Here is a 24,405-nt window from a genome sequence, read left to right on the forward strand (position 1 = left end):
GGAATGAAGGCGAGTGACTTTGGCGAGTAAAGCGAACGAAGAACTGAAGGAAGGCGGCGAGCGGCCACAGACTTATTCCAGTCCGGCCATTATCGAGCGCCGCCGCCGGATATTGGAGGAAACCCGAAAGGTCATTGCCGAACAGGGCATCGCCGCGCTCAGCATGAACGAGATCGGCCAGCGCGCGGGCGTCGCCAAGCGCACGCTCTACAACGCGTTCCAGACCAGGGAGCGGATGATCGCGTCGGCCATTCAGGAATATTTCGACGAATATGTGAGCCGCATCGCCTATTCCAGCGAACCGGGCACGATGCAGCATAATCTGGAGCGCATGATCTCCGTCGTGCAGCGCAACCGGAAGATCCGCAATTATATCAAGGCGATCATGGCGCTCTATTTCAGCTCCGACGTCGATCACGACATCTGGGCGGCGATGCATTCGCCGGCGGTCCATCATAACCGCCAGTGGATCGAGGTGCTGGAGGCGAAGAAGCAGCTCCAGCCCTGGGTGGAGGTCGACAAGCTGATCGAGGATCTCGTCCGCTTCGAATATGCGACGATCAACGACTGGGCGCAGGGGCGGATTCCGGACGACGAAGTGATCGTCCGACTGGTGAGCAGCTATCTCACCTCCTTGCTCGGCGCGCTGAAAGGCGCGGCCCGCAAGGACGTGGAGGCGTTGATCAAGGAGATAGCCGAACGCGGCATGGATGCCTTGCCCGTGCCGCAGCGTCCCAAGGCGGCTGCGGCGTGAATTTGCACATGGATGCAAATTTACTTGAAGAGGCGTGCGCCGTCGGCTAGTCAGTTCCCGTGCCCGCCGAAAGGCGCGGGAATGGAGAGCGAGAGATGAACGCGGTGAGCGAAAACCCCGAATTGCTGTTTGTTCTGGACGAACAGGGGATCGCGCATATCGTGCTCAACCGGCCCCGCGCGAAGAATACCGTGTCCTTCGCCATGTGGGAGCAATTTTCCGCCGCGCTGGACGCTCTGGAAAATGCGACGCCCGCCCGGCTGCTGATCATCAGCGGGGCGGAGGGCTATTTCAGCAATGGCGGCGACGTGAAGCTGCCTCCCGCAAGGGGGGAGGGCGCGCTGGCGCTGGCGGCGCGACTCGAAATGGGGCAGCGGATCATCAGCCGCGTGCGTGCCCTGCCGATTCCCACGGTCGCGGCGGTGGAGGGCGGAGCCTTCGGCGTGTCGTGGAGCCTCGCCATGGCGTGCGATATGATCTTCGCGGCGGACAATGCCCGGTTCGGCGCGCCTTTCCTGGAATTCGGACTGGTGCCGGACGGCGGCGCGGCCTGGTTCCTGACCAAACAACTGGGCCGGGCGCGGGCGGCGGAGATCATCTTTTCGGGCCGGACGCTGGATGCGGCGGAGGCGCTGTCGCTCGGCCTTATCAGTCGCGTCGTGGCGCCGGGCAGGGCCGTTGAGGAAGCGCTCGCTCTGGGCCAGACCATAGGTGACGGCAACCGCCATGCGGTCGAATTGACCAAGCGGCTGCTCCAGCAGGCGGAGAGCGGCGATCTGGCGACGACCCACGCGCTGGAACTGGTCTATTGCCATACATGCCAGGCAGGCGAAGAAGTTCCCCGCGCCCGCGAACGCTTCAAGGCCCGCGCCGCCGCGAAAGCCGCCGCCAAGGCCGCAGAATAAACGGAGGTCCGACCCATGCAATTCGACATGCGCGCGCTTCCGATGGTCACGCGGTACAAGATCGTCAATTCGACGATCACCCCGCGCCCCATCGCCTGGATCACCAGCCAGTCGGCGGACGGCCTCGTCAACGCCGCGCCCTACAGCTTCTTCAACTGCGTCGGCACGGAGCCGCCCCTAGTGGTGCTGGGGCTGCTCAAGGAACCGAAGTCTCGCGGGCTCAAGAACACCGCCTCCAACATCATCGCCACCGGCGAGTTCGTGGTGAACCTCGTCTGCGAGGCGGATGCGGAGAAGATGAACCTGTGCAGCGTCGACGCGCCTGCCGACGTCAGCGAAATCGACTATGCCGGCATCGAAACCACGCCCTCGGTCGTCGTCGCGCCGCCACGCATCGCCACCAGCCCGGTCAGCTTCGAGTGTCGCAAGGTCGCCGCGATGGACATAGGCGCGATGCAGACGGTGGTCATCGGAGAAATATTGATGGCCCATATCCGCGATGAATTCATCAGCGACCGGGAGCGGGTCTATTTCGACACGCCCGCGATGAAGCTGATCGGCCGCACCCATGGCAGCGGCTGGTATGTCCGCAACAGCGACAGTTTCCAGATGGAGCGGCCCCGCTACGATCCGTCGCACATGGCAGCCAAGGACAAGGCGGCGGAATGAATTTGAACCTATGGTGCAAAATTACTTGCGCTCGGGTTCAAACTGGTGTTTTCTGCATCAAAGATCATTTTTCGATCCGTCGGACGATGTGAAGCCATAAAGATAATTCCGTAAAAAGACAGCGGGCCTTGCCCGCCATAGGAGTGATGAGATGCCCGGTCCCCTGGATCATCTGACCGTCATTGAACTGGCGGATCAAATGCCTGTCGCCATCGCCGCCATGCTGCTGGCCGATCATGGCGCCGACGTTTTGAAGGTGGAGCCGAAAGGCGGCGCCTTCTTCGCCCATGACCTCAGCCGCAAGGCCTGGGACCGGTCGAAGCGCAGCGTCGAACTGGATGTGTGGGCGCCCGAGGGTCTCCGGTCGCTGCGTGGCCTGCTGGAAGGGGCGGACATCTTCATCCACGCGCTGGAGGAAGGGGATGCGGCGGCCCTCGGTCTGGACAGCGAGAGTCTGGCGCGCGATTTTCCCGAACTGGTCGTCTGCGCGCTCACCGCTTACGGTTCGGACACGCCATTTGCCGACCGCCCCCATGGCGAATCCCTCGCCGCCGCGCTGCTCGGGACGATGATCGATCGCTCCAGCAGCTTCCGCCCCGGCCCGGTCTATCTCGGCCACCCGGCGCTGCATTATGGACAGGCCTTCCTCGGCGTGATCGGTGCGCTGTCGGCCATCCGCGCCCGCCGCCATATCGGCAAGGGGCAGCAGGTGGAGGCATCGCTGCTCGACGCCATGCTCGCCCAGTCGCCCATGAACAATTGGTGGCAGGAAGAGGGCATCAGCTACATCAAGGCGGGCGATTCCGGCGCGGTGGACCGCTTCGGTAAGACCCGGCTGGTGACGGGCATGTTCGAATGCGCGGACGGCCTTTATCTTCAGATGCATACCGGCGGCCAGGGTGGCTTCAAGGCGGCGATGGACGTGCTGGGCTTTGGCGACCGGATTCAGACCGTGACCGCGCCGGAAATGTCGGTGCCGCTGACCGACGACGAATATCATATCGCCCGCGTCGAGATTTTCGAGGCGTTCAAGACCAAACCCCGCCCGGAATGGATCGCGCTGTTCCAGGCGGCGGACGTGGCGGCGCTGCCGGTGCTGGAACCGGCGGAAGTGCTGCTCGACGATCAGGTGGAGTTTGTCGGCCAGCGTATTGCCATGCCGGACAAGGATTTCGGCACCATCTATCAGGCCGCTCCTGCCGTGCGCATGGCCAATGCGCCCGCCGCCGCGCCGCGTCCCGCGCCCGAGATAGGGGCGGACAATGGCGCGCTGGCGGACCTGATCGCCCGCCGCCGGGCCGCGCTCGTAGCCGACGGCAAGTCGCTCGACCGGCCGCTGGAAGGCATTAAGGTGGTCGACTTCTCCTCCTTCTTCGCGGTCGGCTATGGCGGTCGTCTGCTGTCCGACCTTGGCGCCGACGTCATCAAGGTGGAGACCCCCGGCGGCGACCAGATGCGCCCGCTGCCCGACTGTTTCGACGCCGCCCAACGCGGCAAGCGCGACATCGTGCTCAACCTCAAGCATCCCGAAGCGCTCGAAGCGGCGCTGAAGCTGGTGGCGACGGCCGATGTCGTCACGCACAACCTTCGCCCCGGCAAGGCGGACAAGCTCGGCATCGGCTATGAGGCGCTGTCGAAGCTCAACCCGCGCCTGCTCTACGTCTATCTGCCCGGCTATGGCTCCAAGGGGCCGAAGTCACTGCTCAAGAGCTTTGCGCCGCTGGTGTCGGGCTGGACCGGCCTGCTCTATGAGGGCGGCGGCGAAGGCAATCCGCCGACCCGCGCCGTGTTCGGCAATGAGGATTATAATAACGGTTTCCTCGGCGCGGCGGGCATTTTGATGGGCCTTGAACATCGCGCCGTCACCGGCCGGGGCGACTATATGGAAATCCCGCAGCTTCATTCGAGCCTGTGGACCACGTCCGAACATTTCCTCGATGCCGACAAGAAGGTCGTCTACGGATTCCGGCTGGACAAGGAACAGGCGGGCTTCAACGCGCTCGACCGGATTTACCGGACCACTGACGGCTGGCTCTGCATTTCCTGCCGTTCGGACGAACGCTTCGCCGCGCTGGCCAAGGCCGTGGGGCATGAGGATTGGCTGAGCGATCCCCGCTTCGCCACGGCGCGAACCCGTTCCGCCAACGACGCTGCGCTTCTGGACGCGCTGAAGCCGTTCCTCGCAGGCAAGAGCAGCGCCGACGCCCACGCCCTGCTGGAAGCGGCCGGCGCCCCCAGCGAGATCGCCCGCGAAACGAGCTGGGTCCGCGAAGCGCTCTGGCAGGATTGGGCGACGGCCAGCAACCGCGTGATCGAGAATCTTGACTCCATGTACGGCCATGTGCGTCAATTCGGCAGCTTCATGCATTTCAGCCGCACGCCCGGCAGCGCCAAAGGCTCAGCCCCCCGGCTGGGCGAGCATACGCGGCAGATATTGGGCGAGATCGGCTATTCGGATGCTGAGATCGACGCGCTGATCGCGAGCGGCAAGGCGATGCAAGCGGCGGATGTGAAGGGCCGCATCCAGTCCCGCGTCTCCGCCGCCTGACACGATAAAGAGAGGAATCGCCAAGGTGCAACTCAACCTTCGCTACGACATGAACCGCCCGGATTTCGGCGCGCCGCATCCGCTGCTGTACCGCACCGCGATCGAGCAGGCGCAATGGGCCGACAGGCTTGGCTTCACCCAGGTCTTCCTGGCCGAACATCATGGCGCGGAGGGCGGCTATTGCCCGTCCTCCATGATCCAGGCCGCCTCGATCCTTGGCGCTACACAGAATATCGTCGCCCATCTTTCCGCCCTGGTGGTGACGATGCACGATCCGCTGCGGCTGGCCGAAGACCTCGCCGTGCTCGACAATATCGCGCCGGGCCGCATCTGGCTGACGGCGGGCATGGGCTATCGCCCACATGAGTTCGAGATGTTCGACCGCGACATCAGCAAGCGGCTCGCCATCATGAACGAAGCGATGGCGACGCTGAAGAGCGCCTGGACCGGCGAGCCTTTCGAATTTCGCGGCCGCACCGTCCGCGTGACGCCCGCGCCCGCGACGCCGGGCGGCCCCAAAATCTACATGGGCGGCTCGACCGACAAGTCCGCCATCCGCGCAGCCAAGGGCGGCTATCAATATTTCCCTGGCCATCCGGACCTCTTCACGCTCTACAAGGAGGAGCGGGCGAAGGCCGGCTTCGGACCGCCGGAGGAACTGCGCAAGCCCGCTGCGAGCTTCCTCTACGTGTCGGACGATCCGGACCGCGACTGGCCCCTGGTGGCGCCTCATATCGCCTATGCGACCAACACCTATGCGCAGTGGGCGCAGGAACGCGGCACCGGCCAGACCCGCTACAGCGCGGCCGAGACGGTCGAAGGGCTGAAGGCCATGCCCAATATCAAGCTGCTGACGCCGGACGAATGTTTCGCTTATCTCAAGGATCTGGGACGCGGCACGGCGGTCACGTTCCACGCGCTGCTGGGCGGCCTGGACCCCGAAGTCTCCTGGCGCAGCCTGCGTCTGTTCGAGAAGGAAGTGCTGCCCCGTCTCAAGGCCGAGCCGGGCCTGCTGGAAATTCCGGGAGAATGAGCATGGAGCAGAACCGTCGCGGCACGCTGGCCGCCATGCTGGCCGTTCCTTTCGGACTGGCCGCGGTGGGCCAGGCTTCGGCCGCGCCCGCAAAAGGGAAGGGCAAGCCGATGAGCATGGCCGAACGCCTCGACGTGATCGAATCCAAGCAGGCGATCACCGAATTGCTCCATGCCTATGCCCGATCCAACGACCGGGCGGACGAGGCTTTGCTGCGTTCGCTCTTCTGGCCGGAATCGACGCATAAACATGGCAAGTTCGAGGGCAAATCCTCCGATTTCGTGGGTTTCGCCTTCAAGATCATCTCGGGACTCAAATATGCCTGCCACCATATCTCGAACGTCTCGGTCGAGGTGAAGGGGGATAAGGCTTTTTCCGAATGCTATTATTTCGCGCAGCATCGCCGCGACCGGAAGGATGGCACGGGCGAGGAGGATGTCTTCTTCCAGGGCCGCTATCTCGACGATCTGGAACGGCGCAACGGCGTGTGGAAGATCATCCGCCGCCGCGGCCTGTCGGACTATACGTCACCCGCTTTCCCGTCGGAAACCACCTATGCGCAATGGCCGGCGGGGCAGCATAGCGAGAAATATCCGAGCGACGATTATTACAAGATGCGCCAGCAGTTCGAAGGGAGCTGATCCATGCGTGCTTTGCTGTGCGAACATCATGGGCCGCCGGAAGAGCTGGTTTTTGGTGATGTCCCGGCGCCCGAGCCGGGGCCTGGCGAAGTCCGCTTCCGGGTGAAGGCCGCCAGCGTCAATTTCCCCGACGCGCTGATGATCCAGAACCTGTACCAGAGGCAGCCGCCCTTGCCCTTCATTCCGGGCAGCGAGGCGGCAGGCATCATCGATGCATTGGGGGAGGGCGTCATCGACTTTCGCATCGGGGACAGGATCGCGACGATCCCCTTCGAAGGCGCCTTTGCCGAACTGGCGGTCGCGCCCGCCTATCGGACGACGGTGATCCCCGACGATATGGGGTTCGATGTCGCGGCGGGCTTCACCATGGTCTATGCGACGGCGCTCCATGGCTTGCGCCAGCGCGGGCGGTTGCAGCCGGGCGAGACGCTGCTGGTGTTGGGCGCTGCGGGCGGTGTAGGCCTCGCGGCGGTCGAGGTCGGCAAGCGGATGGGCGCGCATGTGATCGCCGCTGCCTCGATGGAGGAGAAGCTCGCCCTTGCCCGCGCCCATGGCGCTGACGAGACGGTCAACTATGCCCAGGACGATCTCAAGCAGGCGGTGAAGGCCCTGACAGGCGAACGCGGCGTCGATGTGATCTTCGATCCGGTCGGCGGAGCGCTGGCGGAACCCGCCTTTCGCACCATGGGTTGGGACGGGCGCTTTCTGGTCGTGGGCTTCGCTGCGGGGACGATCCCGGCAATCCCGCTCAACCTGCCGCTGGTGAAGACGGCCGCCATCATCGGCGTGACCTGGGGCGTGCACAGCCGTGTCGAGCCGGACATCCATGCCGCGAACATGGCGCAGCTCTATCGCTGGTATGAGGAGGGCGGCCTGCGCCCCGAAGTCAGCAAGCGCTTCTCCTTCGAGGAAGGCCGCGAAGCGATCCGCTGGATGATGGATCGGAAGGTGCAGGGCAAAGTGGTGATCGAGCTGGCTTAGTGCCGACTTTCCTCGCCGCGCACCGTGCTCCTGCGAAGGCATTCGAACGAGACAAGTGGCTCGTGAGAACCCAGTCCTGCCGTTCGAACTGGACTCCTGCCTGCGCAGGAGCACGTTACGCCTTAACCCGCGGGCCAGTTCGCCAACGGCAATCCAGCAACATCCGCCCGCGCCTTCACCACCATCCCGCTTGCCCGCGAGACGACGTAAAGGTCGCGCAAATCCGCCCCGCCCCAGCAAAGATTGGTCGGGCTGGAGAGCATCCTGCCTTCGGGATCATGGACAATATCCACCTTCCGCCCATCCGGCGTGATGGCGACGATCCGGTTGGCGAAGGGCAGCGTCACCCAGAGATTGCCCGCCGCATCGAAAGCGATGCCGTCGCAATAACCCAGATCCGCGCGCTCAGCAGCCGCCATGGCGCGAATGTCCTTCGCCTGATGATCGGGGATCACCACGCCCAATTGCGGCCCATAATCCTGCGGATCGATGAGCGATCCGTCCGCCTGCCGCCGCCAGCGCCTTATGCGCCCTTCAGCGGTTAGCGATGCATAAACAAAGCGTTCCTCACGATCGAGGCAGAGGCCGTTCACGCCGCGCAGATTGCGGGCCACGATGGAAGCCTTACCGTCTGGCGCGACCCTGTAGATGAAGCCGGCAGGCGTGGTCGTGCCGATATTCCCGATAGGCCCCCAACTGCTGTGCGTGCAGTAAATGTCGCCATTGCGCGCCGTCGCCGGACCGTTGGAGGTGACCAACTGCCGCCCCTCCAGTTCCGACACCAGCGTCTCGACCGTTCCCGTCGCGACATCGATCCGCTGCAATGGCCCCGGCCCCTTGTTGAGCAGGCCCATATTGGCGACGATGACGCGACCTTCGCGGTCGACCGCCACGCCATTGGGCGCCAGCGCCTTGCCGATCTGGCGCAGCGTTCCGTCCCGCTCCAGCACGCCGATGGCGCCACCGCCATTGGAGATGAACAGGCGGCCATCGGGGCTGCTCGCTATGCCTTCGGGCGCGTCCAGACTGCCGCGCACGAGTGTGAAATCGTTGAGAGCGAGAGGTTTTAGAGGTAGGGCTCGTCCAATTCCTGTTGATGGCACGCAACTGGTGAGAACCATGCTTGCCCCACCCAATAATATCTCGCGACGCCCGAGAGCGAGTTTGGGCAAGCCATCAGCCCAAACCTCCGTTCGCCCTGAGCTTGTCGAAGGGCTTTTCTTCTTCTCAAAAAAGGAAAGGGCTTCGACAGGCTCAGCCCGAACAGGGGTGAGGGAAGCTTGTTTCACCATACTCTCCTCACCCAACGGGCACAAAGCCGGCGATCTTGTGATCCCCCGCCTGCACGGGCTGGAACTTCAACCGCATCCCGCAGCACGGTTCCACGCCCTCAGCGCCAACCAGCAGCCCCGGTACGCGCACGCCCGGCGCATCGTCCGGCTCGAACAGGACGACGGTGAACGGCACCTCCGCCTTATGATCGCCTGGCAGCAGGCTGCGTATCACGGTGGTGAAGGTGTAAGCGCTACCCTCCGGCGAAACCGGCCGCCATTCCAGCACGGCGTCGGGCTTTCCGGGGATGACCTCGGGCGGATACCATATCCATTCCCCCGTCTCGGCGTCGGCGGTAATGCGCAGCTCGCCCGCTTCCAGCCCGTCATAATAGCCCTGGAACAGCGGGTCTTCGATCTTGGGAGGGTGTATCGGAATGCCCATGGATCAGCTCCGCGCCAGGATGGTGGTGGAATGATTGTTGCCGCCCAGCCCTGCGACGGCGCAGAGCTTCGCGTCCGGCACCTGCCGCTCGCCCTCTTGCCCGCGCAACTGCCGCACGGCCTCGATCAGCAGGTTCATGCCCGGCACATAGCCGCCCGACATATGCCCGCCGCTGGTGTTGATCGGCATCCGCCCGCCCGGCATCCCATGCCCCGCTGCATAAAAGCGCGGCCCTTCGCCCCGCTCGCACAGACCCAGCATCTCCGTCTGCACCAGCGCGGAGATGGTGAAGCCGTCATAAATCTGCGCGAGGTCCAAGTCCTTGGGATCGCAGCCCGCCATGGCATAAGCGAGCTTCGCGGACACCTCGCCGGGAAAGTCGTAGGTGCAGGGCGTCTGGGTAAACAGCACCCCCTGAGGCCAGTTGTTGAAGCCCAGGCCAAGCCCCTGCACGCTCACAACCGGATGCGGCATGTCCCGCGCTTCCTCGACGGCGCTCACCACATAGGCGCCGCCGCCATCGGTGGTGAGGCAGCAATCCGCCGCCCGCAAAGGCGTCGAGATCATGGGCGACTGGCGATAGGCTTCCAAATCCATCGGGTCACGCCGCTGCGCGCTCGGCGTCAGCACCGCCCAGGCCCGATAGGTCATGGGGATGGATGCCTGCTCCTCCTCCGTCATACCATATTCATGGGCATAGCGGTTCGCCATGCTCGCAAAATAAGTGGGCTGGCCAAAGAAGCCGACCGGCATTTCGATCCCCGCCTTTTGCGGTTCGCGCGCATGGAAGCCATAGACGCCGCCCGGCTTGGTCGACTGGATTGCATAGGGCACCAGCACATGCCGGGCCAGACCCGCCTCGATCGCCATCTGCGCCAGTTGCAGCGCCTGCCCCGAAGTCGCCGTGCCGCCCACGCTGTCGGTGGTGGCGCAGAAACGCTTTTCGCCAGCACCGATCGCAAAGGCAACCTCGTCCGACCCATGCCCCGCATATTTGTTGGAGATATAGCCGTCTATGTCCTTCGGCGTCAGGCCCGCATCGGCAATCGCCGCCAGGCTGGCGCGGGTCATCATCTTCATGACCCCTTCCTCGCCTTTGCGCAGGAAGGGGGTTTCACCGACCCCAGTAATGGCGATGCGGTTGCCTCCAAGGCCCTTCTGAAGCGTCATGCGTCCTTGAACCCCTTGCCCTGCGCCACCAGCCGCTCGATCAGCGGGGAGGGGCTGAACGCTTCGCCATGCGCGGCCTCCAGCGCCTTCAGCTTTTCGAGAACGACCGGCAGACCCTGCAAATCCGCCCAGAACATCGGCCCGCCGCGATATTTCGGCCAGCCATAACCCGTGATCCAGACAATATCGATGTCCGACGCCCGCGATGCGATGCCTTCATCAAGGATACGCGCGCCCTCATTCACCATGGCGAAGAGGATGCGGTCGTGGATTTCCTCGTCGCTCACCTCGCGCCGGGCAATGCCCTGCTTGGCGCCGAATTCCTTAATGACCTGCGTGGCGATGGGGGAGGGCGTCTGCTTGCGGTTCTCGTCATAGTCATAATAGCCGCCCTTCGTCTTCTGCCCATGGCGGCCCATCTCGTTGAGGATTTCCCGCACATTGGCGGAGCTGGTCGCCTCGCGGTTCCAGCCGACATCCAGGCCCACCAGATCGCGCATCTGGAAATGCCCCATGGCAAAGCCGAAATCATAAAGCACCTTGTCCACTGCCCATGGCGTCGCGCCCTCCAGCACCAGTTGGTCCGCTTGGCGGTTACGCGCCGCAAGGATGCGGTTGCCCACAAAGCCGAAACCATTGCCCACCAGCACGCCGATCTTGCCGATGGTCTTGGCGAGCTTCATGGCGGTGACGGTGATTTCGGGCTTCGTATCCTTGGTGCGAACGACCTCCAGCAGTTTCATCACATTGGCGGGCGAGAAGAAGTGCAGCCCGACCACACTTTCCGGCCGGGAGGTGGCGGCGGCGATGTCGTCAATGTCGAGATAGCTGGTGTTGGTGGCCAGAATCGCGCCCGGCTTGGCGATCCTGTCGAGCTTGGCGAACACCTCGCGCTTGACCTCCAGATTCTCGAACACCGCCTCGATGATCAGGTCGCAGTCGGCCAGATCCTCCATCGCCACCGATCCGGTCAGCAGGCCCATGCGGGTGTCGACATCCTCGGGCTTCATCTTGCCCTTCTTCGCGGTGGTTTCATAATTGCCGCGAATGATCTTGATGCCGCGGTCGAGCGCTTCCTGCTTGGCCTCGACGATGGTCACGGGGATGCCGACATTGGCGAAGTTCATCGCAATGCCGCCGCCCATGGTGCCCGCGCCGATCACCCCCACCTTGGCGATGGGCAGGGTCGGCGTGTCGGCGGCAAGCCCCACGATCTTGGCCGCCTGCCGCTCCGCGAAGAAGACATGGCGCTGGGCGGCGGACTGGCTGTCGGCCTGAAGCTCGTTGAACAGTTCGCGCTCATAGGCCATGCCTTCGTCAAAGGGCTTCTCCAGCGCGGCCTCGATGCAGCGGATGATATGTTCCGGCGCCTTGAAGCCCCGGAATTTCTTCGCATTGGCCTTGCGGAAGTCCGCGAAGATTTCCGGCTTGCCGCGCGCTTCGTCCAGTTTCTCGCTACGGTCGCGGACCTTGAGCAGCGGGCGCCCCTCGTCCAGAACGCGCTGGGCGAAGCCGATGGCGTCGGCGCGCAGATTGCCCTCCGCCGCCAGTTCATCGACCAGCCCCATTTCCTTCGCGGCCGTCGCACCAACCGGCGCGCCGGAAGTGATGAGGTCGAGCGCCTTTTCCACCCCGACAATGCGCGGCAGACGCTGCGTGCCGCCAGCACCGGGCAGCAGGCCCAGATTGACCTCCGGCAGCCCGCATTTGGCCGAAGGCACGGCGATGCGATAATGCGCCACCAGCGCCAGCTCCAGCCCGCCGCCCAGCGCCGTGCCGTGAATCGCGGCGATCACCGGCTTGGTCGCATTCTCCACGATCAGTTGCAGGTTGCGCAGCGAGGGTTCGACCTGCGGCTTGCCGAATTCGGTGATGTCCGCCCCGGCGAAGAAGGTGCGCCCCTCGCAGATCAGCACCATGGCGCCCACGCCACTATCCCCGATGGCCGTCTGCACCGCGCCCGCGACGCCCTGCCGCACGGCGTTGGAGAGGGCGTTCACCGGCGGCGAATTGACCGTGATGACCGCGATTTGGCCTTCCACCTCATAGGTGACGACGTCATTGACCTTCATTCAAGCCTCTATGTGTCTGGGCGCTCGGCTTGGCTGCGGCTTGCGCAGCCAGCACTTCACGAGCGCGTTGGCGGAAATAATGTTGAAGACCTTCGATCTCGGCGTCGGTCAGTTCCTCGAAGCGTGGCATGCCCCGCTCGCGCAAAATGCCCTTGTGCAGCACTTCCGCGAAACTGGCCTTGTCGAGCGGCACGCCCGATTGCAGCAGGTCCGGCGCCATGCCGCCCGACACCGCATTGGCGCCGTGGCAGATTCCGCAGCGCTGGCCGAACACGCCTGCGCCAAGGGTGGCCTTGGCCGGATCGACGGCGAAATCGGACATGTCGATCACGGGCGTTTCCACCGGCTGCACTGGCGGCAGGCTGGCCTTGCCTTCCAGCGCGAAGGTGAGGACGCGCCATTGCTGCGTGCGATAGTTCCATTCGCGCCCCATGCCCGTGGCGCTGGGGAAACGGGAACCCGCGATAACCGTCACATATTGCCGCCCACGCGCCTTGTAGGTGATCGGCTGCGCCATCACCGCCGTCTGCGCATCGAAGGACCAGAGCGGCCTGCCGCTATTTGCCGCATAGGCGACGAACTTGCCCGCCGCATTGCCCTGGAACAGCAGATTGCCCGCCGTGGTCGCCGTGCCGCCGCCGCCGCGCAGACCTGACATCGGCACGCGCCACGCCTCGCTCTGCGTCGCCGGGTTCCACGCGAGCAGGAAGCTCGTCGCTGGCCGATCCGGCGCCACGCTCGCAGGCGCCGCGCCCGTGCCGGTGCTGATGCGCTGGCCATTGAGATGTTTCCAGCCCTGCAACGGCTCGGCCGGATCGATATAGACCCGCCCCTGATCCATGGTCGGGATGTAGACCAGCCCCGTCCCCGGATTGAACGACATCGCCTCGATATTATGCGCGCCGAAGGGGGAGGGGTAGACGACAGCCGCCTTGCCACCCGGATAGCGCGCCGCCGGATTCTCGACCGGCTGCCCGCTCTTGACGTCGATGCCGCTCGCCCAGTTGACCGGCACGATATTGCGGGCGGAGATCAGCTTTCCCGTCTCCCGGTCGATCACATAGAAGAAGCCGTTTTTCGGCGCGTGCATCAGCACGTCGCGCTCTTTCCCGCCGATCTTGAGCCGGGCCAGCTCGATGTCCATCGCGCTGTTGAAGTCCCATGTCTCGCCGGGATTGGTCTGATAATGCCAGACATATTCGCCGGTATCCGCGTCCAGCGCGACGATGGAGCAGAGGAAGAGATTGTCCCCGCCACCCGGCGAGCGGATCTTCTGATTCCACGGAGAACCATTGCCGACCCCGATATAGATGCGGTTATATTTGGGGTCGTAGGCCATGGCGTTCCACGCGGTCCCGCCGCCGCCATATTTCCACCACTGGCCGGTCCATGTCCGGGCGGCCATCGCCATCGCCTTGTTCTCGAACCCCAGCTTCGGATCGCCCGGCACGGTGTAGAAGCGCCAGAGCTGCTTCCCCGTTTTCTGATCGTAAGCGGTCACATAGCCCCGGATCGGCGCGAAATCCGCGCCGCCATGGCCGATGATGACCTTGCCCTTGAACACCCAGGGCGCGCCGGTGACATAACGCTCGTCATCCTTGCCGATGGTCTGCGCGGTCCAGACGGGATGACCGGAGCGGGCATTGATCGCGATCAGCCGCCCGTCGATGGTCCCGGTGAAGACCATGCCATTATCATAGGCGATGCCCCTGATACCCCAGGCGGCGCGCATCTTCTGCCCGGCGACCTTCCAGCTTTGCGGGTCGTAGGTCCATAGCTCCCGCCCGGTCGAGGCATCCAGCGCATGAATGACGCTATAGCCCGAGGCATAATAGACCACGCCATCCACCGCGATCGGCGCTGAAAGGCTCGACCCGCCGCCGCTGATGTCATGATACCAGGCGAGCTTCAGCTTGCCGACATTGCCGTCGTTGATCTCTTTCAGCGGGCTGTAATGATTCTCATCGATCCCGCCATAGCCCGGCCAATCGCTCCCATCGCGCCTCGCCTCGCCCGAAGGCGCGCAGGCGGCGAGCAACAGCAGCAAGGGCAGAACAAAACGCATGAAACTCACCCCCCGATGGTGCGATCAGAAGGCCAGAAGCGCTGGCGCAGCGCCTTCTTGTTGACCTTGCCCATGACGGTGCGGCCGATGTCATCGACCATCTCGTAACCACGCGGGCATTTGTAACTGGCGAGGTTGGCGCGGCAGAAGGCGTTGAGTTCCTCAGCCGTCGGCGGATCGCCCGCATCCTTGGGAATGACCAGCGCCCGCGCTTCCTCGCCCATTTCGGCATTGGGCGCGGCCACCACCGCGACGTCCGCGACTTTGGGATGGCGCAGCAGCACATGCTCGGATTCAGCGGGGTAAATATTCACCCCACCGCTCACGATCATGTCGGACACCCGGTCGGTGATGAAGAGATAGCCCTCCTCATCGACATAGCCCATCTCGCCCAGCGTGAAGACGCCCGGCGCGATATGCGCAGCGGCGGTCTTTTCTGGATCGCCGCGATAGACGATGCCGTAACCGCTCGTGTCGCGGAAATAGACCTGCCCGACCTCATTGGGACCGAGTATCCGTCCATCCTCGCCATAAATAACCGTCTCGAACGGCGCGAGCGCCCTGCCGACGGAGCCCGGCCGCTCCAGCCATTCCTGCGAGGTGATGAAGGTGGTCGACCCCGCTTCGGTGCCGCCATAGGCCTCCACCAGCACCGGCCCGAACCAGTCGATCATCGCCTGCTTGACGGCACGCGGACAGGCCGCCCCGGTATGGGCAAGCCGCTGGATGCTCGACACATCATATTTTGCGCGCACTTCTTCGGGCAATGCCAGCATCCGTTGGAAATGCGTCGGCACCATCACCGAGCCTTTGACCTTATGCCGCTCGATCAGCGCCAAAGCCTTTTCCGCGTCGAAATGCTCGACCGTGATGAGGCTCATCCCGCCAAAGACGTTGCGCGCCATGCCCAGCGGCCCGGTATGATAAAGCGGCCCCACGGCAATGCCCGGCGAGGGCGTGATCTTCGGCCGGATCGCTTCGGCCAGCGCCTTCACGGTCGCGACGCGAGGGAAATATTGCGGCGGCGTCTCGGTCGCCTTGGGCCGTCCGGTCGTGCCCGAAGTATAATGCAGATGCGGCAAAGGCGGCACATCATGATCCGGCTCCTCGGTCGAAGCCGCCGCCAGCCATCCCTCCCAATGGATGATGCCTTCCCGTTCCGGACAGCGCCAGCCGATCACGGTCCCGACGCCCGCTTCCTCCGCGGCGGCAAGTCCCGCCTCCATCGTCTCCGGCCCGACGAGCAGCGCCACCGCGCCGCTGTCCTTCAAAATATAGGCCGCCTCCGAAGGCGTCAGATGAAAGCTCACCGGCACGCTCGAAATGCCCGCTTCCAGGCAGGCGACATAGGCGATCACCGTCTCCGCGCTGTTGGGTGCGAACACCGCCACCCGCCGTTCGGTCAGGTCCAGCCCGTTCAGCGCATTGGCCGCCCGGTTGAGCAGTTCGTCCAACTGGTGCCAGTCATAGGTCACCCGCTCGTCGGCAAGGGCAAGCTGGTCGCGGCGTGCGGGATCGACCCCGCCGATGGTCAAAGACATCAGACGTCCTTTCGGGAAGCTATGGCCGGCGCGAGGTATCTCAGCGCCATGCGGAAGGAGATGAGGGCAAGGATGGAGCTGATCGTGACCACGACCGCCAGCGACTGACCCAGCGCGCCCTCGTCGTGAAACACATATTGGGTCAGCGCCGCGACGATGGCGGGCCCCGCGCCCTGACCCAATATGGTGAAGACGAACAGGAAGGACGCCAGCATCCGCGACCGGATCGTCGCCGGCGCGATCAGCCCCATGACCGAGCAAACATAGACCATGAAAGGCACGGTGATGAACTGCGCCACGCAATAGCAGGCCAGGAACACATAGGGGTTCGTCGCGAAGAACATGTAGGCGATCACCGGCAGGAAACCGAGGATCAGCCAGCCGTAGAAGCGCAGATGCGCGTCCTTCATGCCCCGCGCGAACAGCCGGTCGACGATCCAGCCGTTCACCACCAGCGACACGGCCGACACGATGTTCATCAGGCTCAGCGCAAAGCCATATTGCACCGGCTTCCACCCGAAATGCCGCTCGATATAGGCGGGAACCCAGTTGGTCATGGAATAGCCGCACATGGCGAGGGCGGACGTGCCCACCAGCATCAGCGCCAGCAGCTTCCAGTTCTGCGTGACGAAGGCCTTTATCAGTCCCTTCTGCTCCCCGTTCGCGGCGGTACCGGGCGTCCGGCGGCGGCCCGGATCGGGGAAGGTGAACAGCAGCAGCGCCAGCAATATGCCCGGCACGCCGACCATCATCATGACCAACTGCCAGGGCTGGGCAGGGCCATGGAAGGGAATATGGATGCCGCTATGCGCCGTCGCAAAGGCGATGGCCACGCCGCCCAAGGCAAAGGCGGTGGCCGATCCCACCTTGCCCGCCGTCTGGAAGGTCGACGTCGCCCGCGTCAACAGGTGTGAAGGAAAGGCGTCGGCAATCAGCGAATAGGCGGCGGGCAGCAATGCCGCCTCCCCGATCCCGACGAAGATGCGCCCGATCAGCAGCGCCTCATAGCTTTGCGCAAAGCCGCAGGCCGTGGTCGCAACCCCCCATATCACCACGCCGCCGAAGATGATCCAGCGCCGGGAAAACCGATCCGAAGCCCAACCCAAGGGCAGGCCGAAAATCGCATAGAAGATCGCGAAGGAGGTCGAGGTGATCATGCTGATCTGCACGTCGGACAGCAGCAGATGCGCCTTGATCGGCGTCACCAGCATCGACACGATCAGCCGGTCGACCCAGCTCAGCACATAGAGGCCGAACAGAACCGCCACCATCCACCAGGCGCTGCCGAGGCCGGGCTGGGCCTGGCTGTCGGCTTGGTTCTGCGGGGTCATCAACATGATCCTTCCTCGCCTTTCCGCTCAAAATCTTCAGCGCACCGGCAGTTCGTTCAGTTCAGCGATCTTGAGCTTGCCAAGCTGCGCCATATGCACCTCGTCCGGGCCGTCCGCGAAGCGCAGGTAGCGCGCATTCATGAAGGCTGCGGCGGGCGGGAAATCGCTGGAAATGCCGATGCCGCCGAACACCTGCATCGCCCGGTCGGCAACGGTCTGGGTCATGCGCGGCGCGACGATCTTGATCGCGGCGATCAGGTCCTTGGCGACCTTGTTGCCATAGCGGTCCATCGCATCGGCGGCCTTCAACGTCAGCAGGCGCGCCTGCTCGATCTCGCAGAAGGAGAGGGCGATGTCCTGTCTTATGCTGCCCTGATCGGCCAGCTTGCGCCCGAAGGCGACGCGGTTTTCGACCCGCCGCGCCATATATTCCAGCGCCCGCTGCGCCTGCCCGATCAGGCGCATGCAATGATGGATGCGCCCCGGCCCCAGGCGACCCTGCGCGATCTCGAACCCACGGCCTTCGCCCAGGATCAGATTGGCCTTGGGCACGCGCACATCCTTGAACACCATCTCGGCATGGCCGCCGGGCGAATGCACTGCGTTCATGACGTCGAGTGGCCGGACGATCTCTATGCCGGGCGTGCCGGCCGGGATCAGTATCTGCGAATGCTGCTTGTGGCGCGGCCCGTCATTGGGCGTCTTGCCGAGCAGGATAAACACCTTCGTATGGGGATCGAGCGCCCCCGAAATCCACCATTTGCGGCCATTGATGACATAATCGTCGCCGTCCGCGATGATGGTGGTGGCGACATTGGTGGCGTCCGAGGAAGCGACCTCCGGCTCCGTCATCACATAGGAGGAGCGGATCGTGCCATCCAGCAGCGGCTTCAGCCACTTCTCCTGCTGCTCCGGCGTGCCATAGCGCGCCAGCACCTCCATATTGCCCGTGTCCGGCGCGGAGCAGTTGAAATATTCCGAAGACCCGATCACCCGGCCCATGATCTCGGCCAGCGGCGCATATTCCAGATTGGTGAGGCCGGGGCTCCATTCGCCATATTCATGCGGCAGGAACAGGTTCCACAGGCCCGCTTCCTTTGCCTTCGCCTTGATCTCCTCCGTCCCCGGCCAGCGCTTCCACAGGTTCGCGGGGTCATGGTGGAAATGGTCGCGCTCCTTCTCGATCGGATAGACATGAGCGTCCATGAAATCGATGAGCCGCGCCTGCAGCGCCTTCACCTTGTCGGAATATTCGAAATCCATCGCTCGATCCTTCCCGGATAAATTCAGCTAAGGGTGAGGCCGCCGTCCACGACCAGCGTCTGCCCGCAAATGTAACCGGCGAGGGGAGATGCCAGGAACAGCGCCACCCCCGCCATTTCCTCCACCGCCCCGAAGCGGCCCATCGGAATCTTGGCCAGTGCGCGCGCGCGCCGCTCGTCATTGTCCATCGTCACCTTGGTCATCTTGGTGTCGACCAGGCTGGGCGCGATGCCGTTGACGCGGATGCCGTCGCCCGCCCAGGCAATCGCCAGCGCCCGCACCAGATTGACCGCGCCCGCCTTCGAAGCCGCATAGGCCGGATTGCCGAACGTCGCCTTGAACGCGCCGATGGAGCTGACGACGATGATCGTCCCTTTGGCGGCGGCCAGCGCTTCGCGGCACAGGTTGGAAATATGCAGGATGGAGTCGAGATTGACCGCCATCACCTTGTTCCAGCCCTCGACCTCGAATTCCTGCCGCCGGTAGAGCACGGCTCCCTGCGAATGGATCAGCACGTCGAGCTTGTCGAAAGGCACCGGCGTCGCCGCAATCGCCGCCGCATCGCTGACGTCGACCTGCGTATAGCCGACGCCCTCAAGGTCCGACCCTTCCTCGCCCGCATAGTCCGCCGCGCTCGCCCGCGTGCCCCAGACATGGACCTGCGCCCCGCGCTGGCGGAAGGCCTGCGCCATGCCGTTGCCGATGCCGCTCGATCCGCCGACCACCAGCACTGTCTTTCCGGTGAAGTCGAGTTCGTTGGTCAAAGGAAATTCCCTCTCATGCATGTCAGCGGATCAGCGCCTCAGCGCGTTCGAACAGATGAATGGCCCGGCCATGCAGCTTGTCGCCAGTCTCGCGCGGCGCCTTCCCGGCGCAGGCGCGGGCATAGGTGCCCTCCAGCAATATGCCGAGCTTGTAGCAGGCCAGCACATGATACCAATCGACCGCCGACAGATCGCGTGCCGACCTTTCGGCATAGCGCGTCACCAATTCCCCCGCGCTCGGAAAACCGTCCCACGGCCTGACGGATACGGTGCTCTCGCTTTTCCCGTCGGGCCAGGTCGCCAACACCCAACCCAGGTCCAGCAGCGGATCGCCAATGGTCGCTAGTTCCCAATCGATGATCGCCGCCAGTTCCGGCCCATCCTTGCGATACATCACATTGGCGAGATGATAGTCGCCATGCATGATGCCGGGCGTGAACCGGTCCGGACGGTGCCGTTCCAGCCAATCCCCGACCGCGCCGACCGAAGGCAGCGCCTTCGGCCCCGTCCATCCGTCAAACTCGCCATAGCCCGCAAGTTGCGACCGCCAGCGATCCACCTGCCGCCCGAGGAAATTCTCCGGCTTTCCGAAATCGCTCAATCCCAGCGCCTGATGATCCTGCGCGCCCAGAGCCGCGATGCCGTCCACCAGAGCCAGCCCCATGGCATGGCGCATCTGCGGCGAATTCGCATGCGGTTCCGGCAATTGCCCGACCGGATTGAAGCCATCCACCGGCTCCATCAGGTAAAAGGCGACGCCCAACACGCTCTCATCGCCGCAATCCGCGATCAGCCCCGGATGCGGCACGTTCGTCCCGGCCAAAGCGCGCAGCAGCCGCGCCTCCCGCCGCATCGTCTCATTGCTGTTCGGGCGGGGGTGTGCAGGGGGGCGACGAAACACATAGTCGCGCCCGTCGCGGCTGAAGCGCAGCAGGATATTCTGCGTCCCTCCCGCGAGCGGCGTCACGTCATTGAGCGGACCGGAGCCAAGCCCCTGATCCGTCATCCACACTGCCAGCGACTCGATGTCGACCGCCGTTTCCACTTAGGCATCCCTCACTTTTATCGACTGTTCGAGCGTCGATTAGATCAATTGGATAATGCACTTGACGAACCCGCTTGGCAATGAGAAAAATGCACACATGGTCAGACTTCAACTTGCCAAGGCCGATGACGCCGCCCGCAGCGCCGCTGCCGAGCAGATCAAGAAGGTCGCCTTGCGCCTTTTCGCGGAACGGGGCGTCGACGGCGTCACCGTGCGGGAAATCGCGGCGGCGGCGGGGCAGAAGAATCACGGCGCGGTCGGCTATTATTTCGGGTCGAAGGAAGCGCTGGTGCGCGCCATCGTCATGGACGGCGCGATGGCGCTCGACCGCGAACGCAATGCCGCGCTCGACTCGCTGGAGCGGGAAGGCGGGCCGCGCACCATCCGCGAAGTGGCGAACATCCTGATCGATCCGGTTCTGCGCCTGCCGGATGAGCATTATGTCCAGTTCATCGTGATCTTCGCGATGACGCACAGGGACATGATGCTGGACGCCATCGATCCGGCGTGGAACGGGGCCTATGGCCGCTGCCTCGATCACCTGCGTCGCCTGATGCCGCATCTGTCGCCAGGCCTCCAGAACCAGCGCTTCGTGTTCATGGGGGCCTATATCAGCGCGGTCCTTTCGGCGCGGCAGCGCGCCCTGGCCGACCATAGCCGCGCCCATCCGATGTGGCGCAACGAATCCAGCCTGGAACATTTCATGCATTCCCTGGTCGCCTTGCTGGAGGCGCCTGCCGATCTCCCTGGCGAGATGCTTGCCGGTATCGGCGGAGGCGCCGCCGCAATTCCCGAACCGCCGGGTCCGGTCGGCTGAAACGGGCATGAAGATAAGATGATGGAGCGGATGATGACAGGCAGGAACCGGATGAACGAACAGGCGGCGGCATTGCTGGAGATGCCCTTGGCCGACCTGCTGCCGGCCGCTTCAGCGCTGCGCGATGAGGGGCATGGCCGGGTTCAGAGCTGGTCGCGCAAGGTGTTTATCCCGCTGACCCAGCTTTGCCGCAATCTCTGCCATTATTGCACCTTCTCCCAGCCGCCCCGGCCCGGTGAGAACGCCTATATGACCCGCGAGCAAGTGCTGGCGGTCGCCCGCGCGGGCAAGGCGGCGGGCTGCACCGAGGCGCTGTTCACGCTGGGCGACAAGCCGGAATTGCGCTTTGCCGCTGCGCGTGAGGAACTGGCGCGGCTGGGCCATGCGACCACCATTTCCTATCTCATCGAAATGGCCGCGCTGGTGCGGGATGAAACAGGCCTGCTGCCGCATATCAATGCCGGGGTGATGACCCGCGAGGAAATGGCTGCGCTCCGCAGCGTATCCGTGTCGCAAGGCCTGATGCTGGAGTCCGTTTCCGACCGCCTCTGCCGGAAAGGCGGCGCGCATTATCGTTCGCCCGACAAGGAACCGGCGGCGCGGCTGGAGACGATCCGGCTGGCGGGCGAACTGCACATCCCCTTCACCACCGGCATATTGATCGGCATCGGTGAAACCCGCGCGGAGCGGATCGAAGCGCTGGAAGCGATCCGCGACCTGCACCAGCGCTACGGCCATATCCAGGAAGTCATCGTCCAGAATTTCCGCGCCAAGGAACGCACGGTGATGGCCCATGCGCCCGAACCGGACATGGACGAACTGCTCTGGACCATCGCCGCCGCCCGCCTGATCCTGGGGCCGCAGATGAACATCCAGGCGCCGCCGAACCTGTCGGCCGCCGATTTCCCGCGCCTGCTGTCGGCGGGGATCAACGATTGGGGTGGTGTTTCGCCGGTCACGCCCGACCATGTGAACCCCGAAGCGCCCTGGCCGGAAGTCGAGCGCCTGCGCATGGCGACCGAAGGGGAGGGGCGGATGCTGGTGGCGCGCCTGCCGGTCTATCCCGCCTATGCGCAGGATAATGGGCGCTGGCAGGACAAGGCGATGGTGCGCCATATTCTCGCCCATGCCGATGCGGAGGGCTTCGCTCGTGAGGACAGATGGTCCCCCGGCATCGCGTTGGAACCCCGCATCACGCGCCCCTCGACCCTGCCGGTCGATCCCAAGATCGCCGCCATCGTCGACCGCGCCATGGCAGGCGCCCTGCTGGATGAAGAGGAGATCACCACTCTCTTCTCCGCCCGCGAAACCGACCTTGAACATATTTGCGACAGCGCCGACGCCTTGCGCGAACAGATGATGGGCGACGCCGTCACCTATGTCGTGAACCGCAACATCAACTATACCAATATCTGCCTTTATAAATGCAGCTTCTGCGCCTTTTCCAAGGGCGACAAGGCGGAGCAACTGCGCGGCAAGCCCTATGATCTGGACCTTGAGGAAGTCGTCCGCCGCACCCGGGAGGCATGGGATCGCGGCGGCACGGAAGTCTGCCTGCAAGGCGGCATCCACCCCCATTATACCGGCGACACCTATCTGGGCCTCGCCAAAGCCGTCCGCGCCGCCGTGCCGGAGATGCACATCCACGCCTTCTCGCCTCTGGAGGTATCGCAAGGCGCGGCGACATTGGGCCTGACGGTCGAACAATTCCTCACCCGTCTGAAGGAAGCGGGTCTCGACACGCTCCCCGGCACGGCGGCCGAGATATTGGACGATGAGGTTCGCGCCATCATCTGCCCCGACAAGCTCAACACCGATCAATGGCTGGACGTCATCCAAACCGCGCACAGGGTCGGTTTCCGCACTACCGCCACCATCATGTTCGGCCATGTCGACACGCCCCGCCACTGGGCGCGCCATCTGATCCGCATCCGCGACCTCCAGCGCCGCACCGGCGGCTTCACCGAATTCGTGCCGCTGCCCTTCGTCCATATGGAAGCGCCCATGGGCCTGCGCGGCGAAGCGCGCCACGGCCCGACCTTCCGCGAAGTCCGCCTGATGCACGCCGTCGCCCGCCTCGCGCTGCACCCGCATATCCGCTCGATCCAGACCAGTTGGGTCAAGCTGGGGGAGGAGGGGGTGAAGGCCTGCCTCACCTCCGGCGCGAACGATTTGGGCGGCACGCTGATGAACGAGAGCATCTCCCGCGCAGCAGGAACGCAGCATGGCCAGGAAATGCCTCCCGCCGCGATGGAAACGCTGATCCGCTCGCTCGGCCGCACCCCGCGCCAGCGCAGCACCGCCTATGGCGCGGTCGCGCAGCATATTCACGACCGCGGCATGGATGCCGCGGAACTCACGCCCATGATCCTTACGCCTCCGCGCAGGCGTCAAAAAGAACAGGAGAGGTTTGCATATGCAGAATGAAGCTCTGGCGAGCATCGCCGTCCTCGGCGGCACCGGCAAGGAAGGCGGCGGCCTCGCGCTCCGCTGGGCGCATAAGGGCCATAAAGTCATCATCGGCAGCCGCACCGCCGAACGCGCGCAGGAGGCCGCCGCCCAGATGAACGAAGTGCTGGGCGAGGGCACCATCACCGGCGCCGCCAACCCGGACGCCGCCGCGCAGGCCGACATCGTCGTCCTCGCGGTTCCCTATGCTGCGCAGCAATCGACGGTGAAGGACGTCGAACCGGCGCTGGCGGGCAAGATATTGATCGACGTGACCGTGCCTCTGGTCCCGCCCAAGGTCAGCCGCGTGCAACTGCCCGAAGGCGGCTCCGCCGTCGAAGCCGTCCAGAAGATGCTGGGCGAGGGGGTCCGCGTCGTCTCCGCCTTCCAGAATATCAGCGCCCATCACCTGACCAAGCTGGACGAGGAAATCGAATGCGACGTCCTGGTCTGCGCCGACGACAGCGAAGCCGCCGACACGGTGGTCGCGCTGGCGCAGGAAATCGGCCTGCGCGCCTGGAATGCAGGCCCGCTGTGCAATTCGGTCGTGGCGGAGGGGCTCACCTCCGTCCTGATCGCCCTCAACCGCAAATATAAAGTCCCCGGTTCCGGCATCCGCATCACCGGCGTCTGAAGAGGAGA

20 protein-coding genes are annotated in these 24,405 nt (G+C 64.3%); 10 read left to right on the top strand and 10 right to left on the bottom strand.

Features of this window, described 5'->3' with window-relative positions:
• Positions 1-19: 19 nt before the first annotated feature.
• From HUK72_RS03720 to HUK72_RS03750, 7 genes are all read left to right on the top strand, one after another.
• Complete coding sequence (locus HUK72_RS03720) at positions 20-754, top strand: TetR/AcrR family transcriptional regulator (protein WP_176595594.1); 735 nt, start codon at positions 20-22, stop codon at positions 752-754.
• A 95-nt stretch (positions 755-849) separates the two neighbouring features.
• Positions 850-1,659 carry an enoyl-CoA hydratase/isomerase family protein gene (locus HUK72_RS03725; RefSeq protein ID WP_176595595.1) on the top strand — a complete coding sequence of 270 codons (810 nt, stop codon included), beginning with the start codon at positions 850-852 and terminating at the stop codon, positions 1,657-1,659.
• 15 nt (positions 1,660-1,674) lie between these two features.
• Positions 1,675-2,328 (top strand): flavin reductase family protein, encoded by a 654-nt coding sequence (locus tag HUK72_RS03730; RefSeq protein WP_176595596.1) that lies wholly within the window; start codon positions 1,675-1,677, stop codon positions 2,326-2,328.
• A 151-nt stretch (positions 2,329-2,479) separates the two neighbouring features.
• Complete coding sequence (locus tag HUK72_RS03735; protein ID WP_176595597.1) at positions 2,480-4,876, top strand: CoA transferase; 2,397 nt, start codon at positions 2,480-2,482, stop codon at positions 4,874-4,876.
• Between the two features lie 25 nt (positions 4,877-4,901).
• The gene (locus tag HUK72_RS03740) at positions 4,902-5,909 is read left to right on the top strand and encodes an LLM class flavin-dependent oxidoreductase (RefSeq protein WP_336950292.1); all 1,008 of its coding nucleotides are present in this window, start codon (positions 4,902-4,904) and stop codon (positions 5,907-5,909) included.
• A gap of 2 nt (positions 5,910-5,911) precedes the next feature.
• Entirely contained in the window at positions 5,912-6,550 is a 639-nt protein-coding gene (locus HUK72_RS03745; RefSeq protein ID WP_176595598.1) for a nuclear transport factor 2 family protein, read from the top strand.
• Positions 6,551-6,553: 3 nt separating this feature from the next.
• Positions 6,554-7,531 (top strand): NADPH:quinone oxidoreductase family protein, encoded by a 978-nt coding sequence (locus tag HUK72_RS03750; RefSeq protein WP_176595599.1) that lies wholly within the window; start codon positions 6,554-6,556, stop codon positions 7,529-7,531.
• A 122-nt stretch (positions 7,532-7,653) separates the two neighbouring features.
• Here the strand turns inward: HUK72_RS03750 and HUK72_RS03755 are convergent, their stop codons facing one another.
• From HUK72_RS03755 to HUK72_RS03800, 10 genes are all read right to left on the bottom strand, one after another.
• Complete coding sequence (locus tag HUK72_RS03755) at positions 7,654-8,568, bottom strand: SMP-30/gluconolactonase/LRE family protein (RefSeq protein ID WP_336950293.1); 915 nt, start codon at positions 8,566-8,568, stop codon at positions 7,654-7,656.
• A gap of 262 nt (positions 8,569-8,830) precedes the next feature.
• A complete protein-coding gene (locus tag HUK72_RS03760) occupies positions 8,831-9,247 on the bottom strand; it encodes a Zn-ribbon domain-containing OB-fold protein (protein WP_176595601.1) in 417 nt (138 codons plus the stop codon).
• A gap of 3 nt (positions 9,248-9,250) precedes the next feature.
• Positions 9,251-10,417: a thiolase family protein gene (locus tag HUK72_RS03765; RefSeq protein WP_176595602.1), complete on the bottom strand. Its 1,167-nt coding sequence runs from the start codon at positions 10,415-10,417 to the stop codon at positions 9,251-9,253.
• Entirely contained in the window at positions 10,414-12,489 is a 2,076-nt protein-coding gene (locus HUK72_RS03770) for a 3-hydroxyacyl-CoA dehydrogenase NAD-binding domain-containing protein (protein ID WP_176595603.1), read from the bottom strand. The genes HUK72_RS03765 and HUK72_RS03770 overlap by 4 nt, the downstream gene beginning before the upstream one ends.
• Positions 12,476-14,554, bottom strand: a complete 2,079-nt coding sequence (locus tag HUK72_RS03775) for a PQQ-dependent dehydrogenase, methanol/ethanol family (protein ID WP_176595604.1) — start codon at positions 14,552-14,554, stop codon at positions 12,476-12,478. Before HUK72_RS03775 ends, HUK72_RS03770 begins: the two co-directional genes overlap by 14 nt.
• A gap of 5 nt (positions 14,555-14,559) precedes the next feature.
• Complete coding sequence (locus HUK72_RS03780) at positions 14,560-16,095, bottom strand: AMP-binding protein (RefSeq protein WP_176595605.1); 1,536 nt, start codon at positions 16,093-16,095, stop codon at positions 14,560-14,562.
• On the bottom strand, positions 16,095-17,426 hold the full coding sequence (locus HUK72_RS03785) for an MFS transporter (RefSeq protein ID WP_176597731.1): 1,332 nt from the start codon (positions 17,424-17,426) through the stop codon (positions 16,095-16,097). The genes HUK72_RS03780 and HUK72_RS03785 overlap by 1 nt, the downstream gene beginning before the upstream one ends.
• A 36-nt stretch (positions 17,427-17,462) precedes the next feature.
• Positions 17,463-18,689, bottom strand: coding sequence for an acyl-CoA dehydrogenase family protein (locus tag HUK72_RS03790; protein WP_176595606.1), 1,227 nt, complete (start codon positions 18,687-18,689; stop codon positions 17,463-17,465).
• 23 nt (positions 18,690-18,712) lie between these two features.
• Positions 18,713-19,453: an SDR family NAD(P)-dependent oxidoreductase gene (locus tag HUK72_RS03795; protein WP_176595607.1), complete on the bottom strand. Its 741-nt coding sequence runs from the start codon at positions 19,451-19,453 to the stop codon at positions 18,713-18,715.
• Between the two features lie 22 nt (positions 19,454-19,475).
• Positions 19,476-20,498, bottom strand: a complete 1,023-nt coding sequence (locus tag HUK72_RS03800) for a phosphotransferase family protein (RefSeq protein WP_176595608.1) — start codon at positions 20,496-20,498, stop codon at positions 19,476-19,478.
• Positions 20,499-20,595: 97 nt separating this feature from the next.
• Here HUK72_RS03800 and HUK72_RS03805 point away from each other — a divergent pair, with 97 nt between their 5' ends.
• The 3 genes from HUK72_RS03805 to npdG are packed head-to-tail and all read left to right on the top strand — an operon-like array spanning position 20,596 to position 24,397.
• Positions 20,596-21,315, top strand: a complete 720-nt coding sequence (locus tag HUK72_RS03805) for a TetR/AcrR family transcriptional regulator (protein ID WP_176595609.1) — start codon at positions 20,596-20,598, stop codon at positions 21,313-21,315.
• A 30-nt stretch (positions 21,316-21,345) separates the two neighbouring features.
• The gene (cofH, locus tag HUK72_RS03810; protein ID WP_176595610.1) at positions 21,346-23,742 is read left to right on the top strand and encodes a 5-amino-6-(D-ribitylamino)uracil--L-tyrosine 4-hydroxyphenyl transferase CofH; all 2,397 of its coding nucleotides are present in this window, start codon (positions 21,346-21,348) and stop codon (positions 23,740-23,742) included.
• Positions 23,732-24,397: an NADPH-dependent F420 reductase gene (gene npdG, locus HUK72_RS03815; RefSeq protein WP_176595611.1), complete on the top strand. Its 666-nt coding sequence runs from the start codon at positions 23,732-23,734 to the stop codon at positions 24,395-24,397. Before cofH ends, npdG begins: the two co-directional genes overlap by 11 nt.
• Positions 24,398-24,405 lie beyond the last annotated feature (8 nt).

The sequence above is a fragment of the Sphingobium sp. 15-1 genome (genome assembly GCF_013375535.1).
GTDB classification, from domain to species: Bacteria; Pseudomonadota; Alphaproteobacteria; order Sphingomonadales; family Sphingomonadaceae; genus Sphingobium; species Sphingobium aromaticivastans.

What these genes read in the sequence shown, in the direction of transcription:
- HUK72_RS03775 (WP_176595604.1), bottom strand. Translation starts at nt 14,554, where the DNA reads ATGCGTTTTGTTCTGCCCTTGCTGCTGTTGCTCGCCGCCTGCGCGCCT.
- HUK72_RS03780 (WP_176595605.1), bottom strand. Translation starts at nt 16,095, where the DNA reads ATGTCTTTGACCATCGGCGGGGTCGATCCCGCACGCCGCGACCAGCTT.
- HUK72_RS03785 (WP_176597731.1), bottom strand. Translation starts at nt 17,426, where the DNA reads ATGACCCCGCAGAACCAAGCCGACAGCCAGGCCCAGCCCGGCCTCGGC.
- HUK72_RS03760 (WP_176595601.1), bottom strand. Translation starts at nt 9,247, where the DNA reads ATGGGCATTCCGATACACCCTCCCAAGATCGAAGACCCGCTGTTCCAG.
- HUK72_RS03750 (WP_176595599.1), top strand. Translation starts at nt 6,554, where the DNA reads ATGCGTGCTTTGCTGTGCGAACATCATGGGCCGCCGGAAGAGCTGGTT.
- HUK72_RS03805 (WP_176595609.1), top strand. Translation starts at nt 20,596, where the DNA reads ATGGTCAGACTTCAACTTGCCAAGGCCGATGACGCCGCCCGCAGCGCC.
- HUK72_RS03725 (WP_176595595.1), top strand. Translation starts at nt 850, where the DNA reads ATGAACGCGGTGAGCGAAAACCCCGAATTGCTGTTTGTTCTGGACGAA.
- HUK72_RS03790 (WP_176595606.1), bottom strand. Translation starts at nt 18,689, where the DNA reads ATGGATTTCGAATATTCCGACAAGGTGAAGGCGCTGCAGGCGCGGCTC.
- HUK72_RS03735 (WP_176595597.1), top strand. Translation starts at nt 2,480, where the DNA reads ATGCCCGGTCCCCTGGATCATCTGACCGTCATTGAACTGGCGGATCAA.
- cofH (WP_176595610.1), top strand. Translation starts at nt 21,346, where the DNA reads ATGATGACAGGCAGGAACCGGATGAACGAACAGGCGGCGGCATTGCTG.
- HUK72_RS03730 (WP_176595596.1), top strand. Translation starts at nt 1,675, where the DNA reads ATGCAATTCGACATGCGCGCGCTTCCGATGGTCACGCGGTACAAGATC.
- HUK72_RS03765 (WP_176595602.1), bottom strand. Translation starts at nt 10,417, where the DNA reads ATGACGCTTCAGAAGGGCCTTGGAGGCAACCGCATCGCCATTACTGGG.
- HUK72_RS03770 (WP_176595603.1), bottom strand. Translation starts at nt 12,489, where the DNA reads ATGAAGGTCAATGACGTCGTCACCTATGAGGTGGAAGGCCAAATCGCG.
- npdG (WP_176595611.1), top strand. Translation starts at nt 23,732, where the DNA reads ATGCAGAATGAAGCTCTGGCGAGCATCGCCGTCCTCGGCGGCACCGGC.
- HUK72_RS03745 (WP_176595598.1), top strand. Translation starts at nt 5,912, where the DNA reads ATGGAGCAGAACCGTCGCGGCACGCTGGCCGCCATGCTGGCCGTTCCT.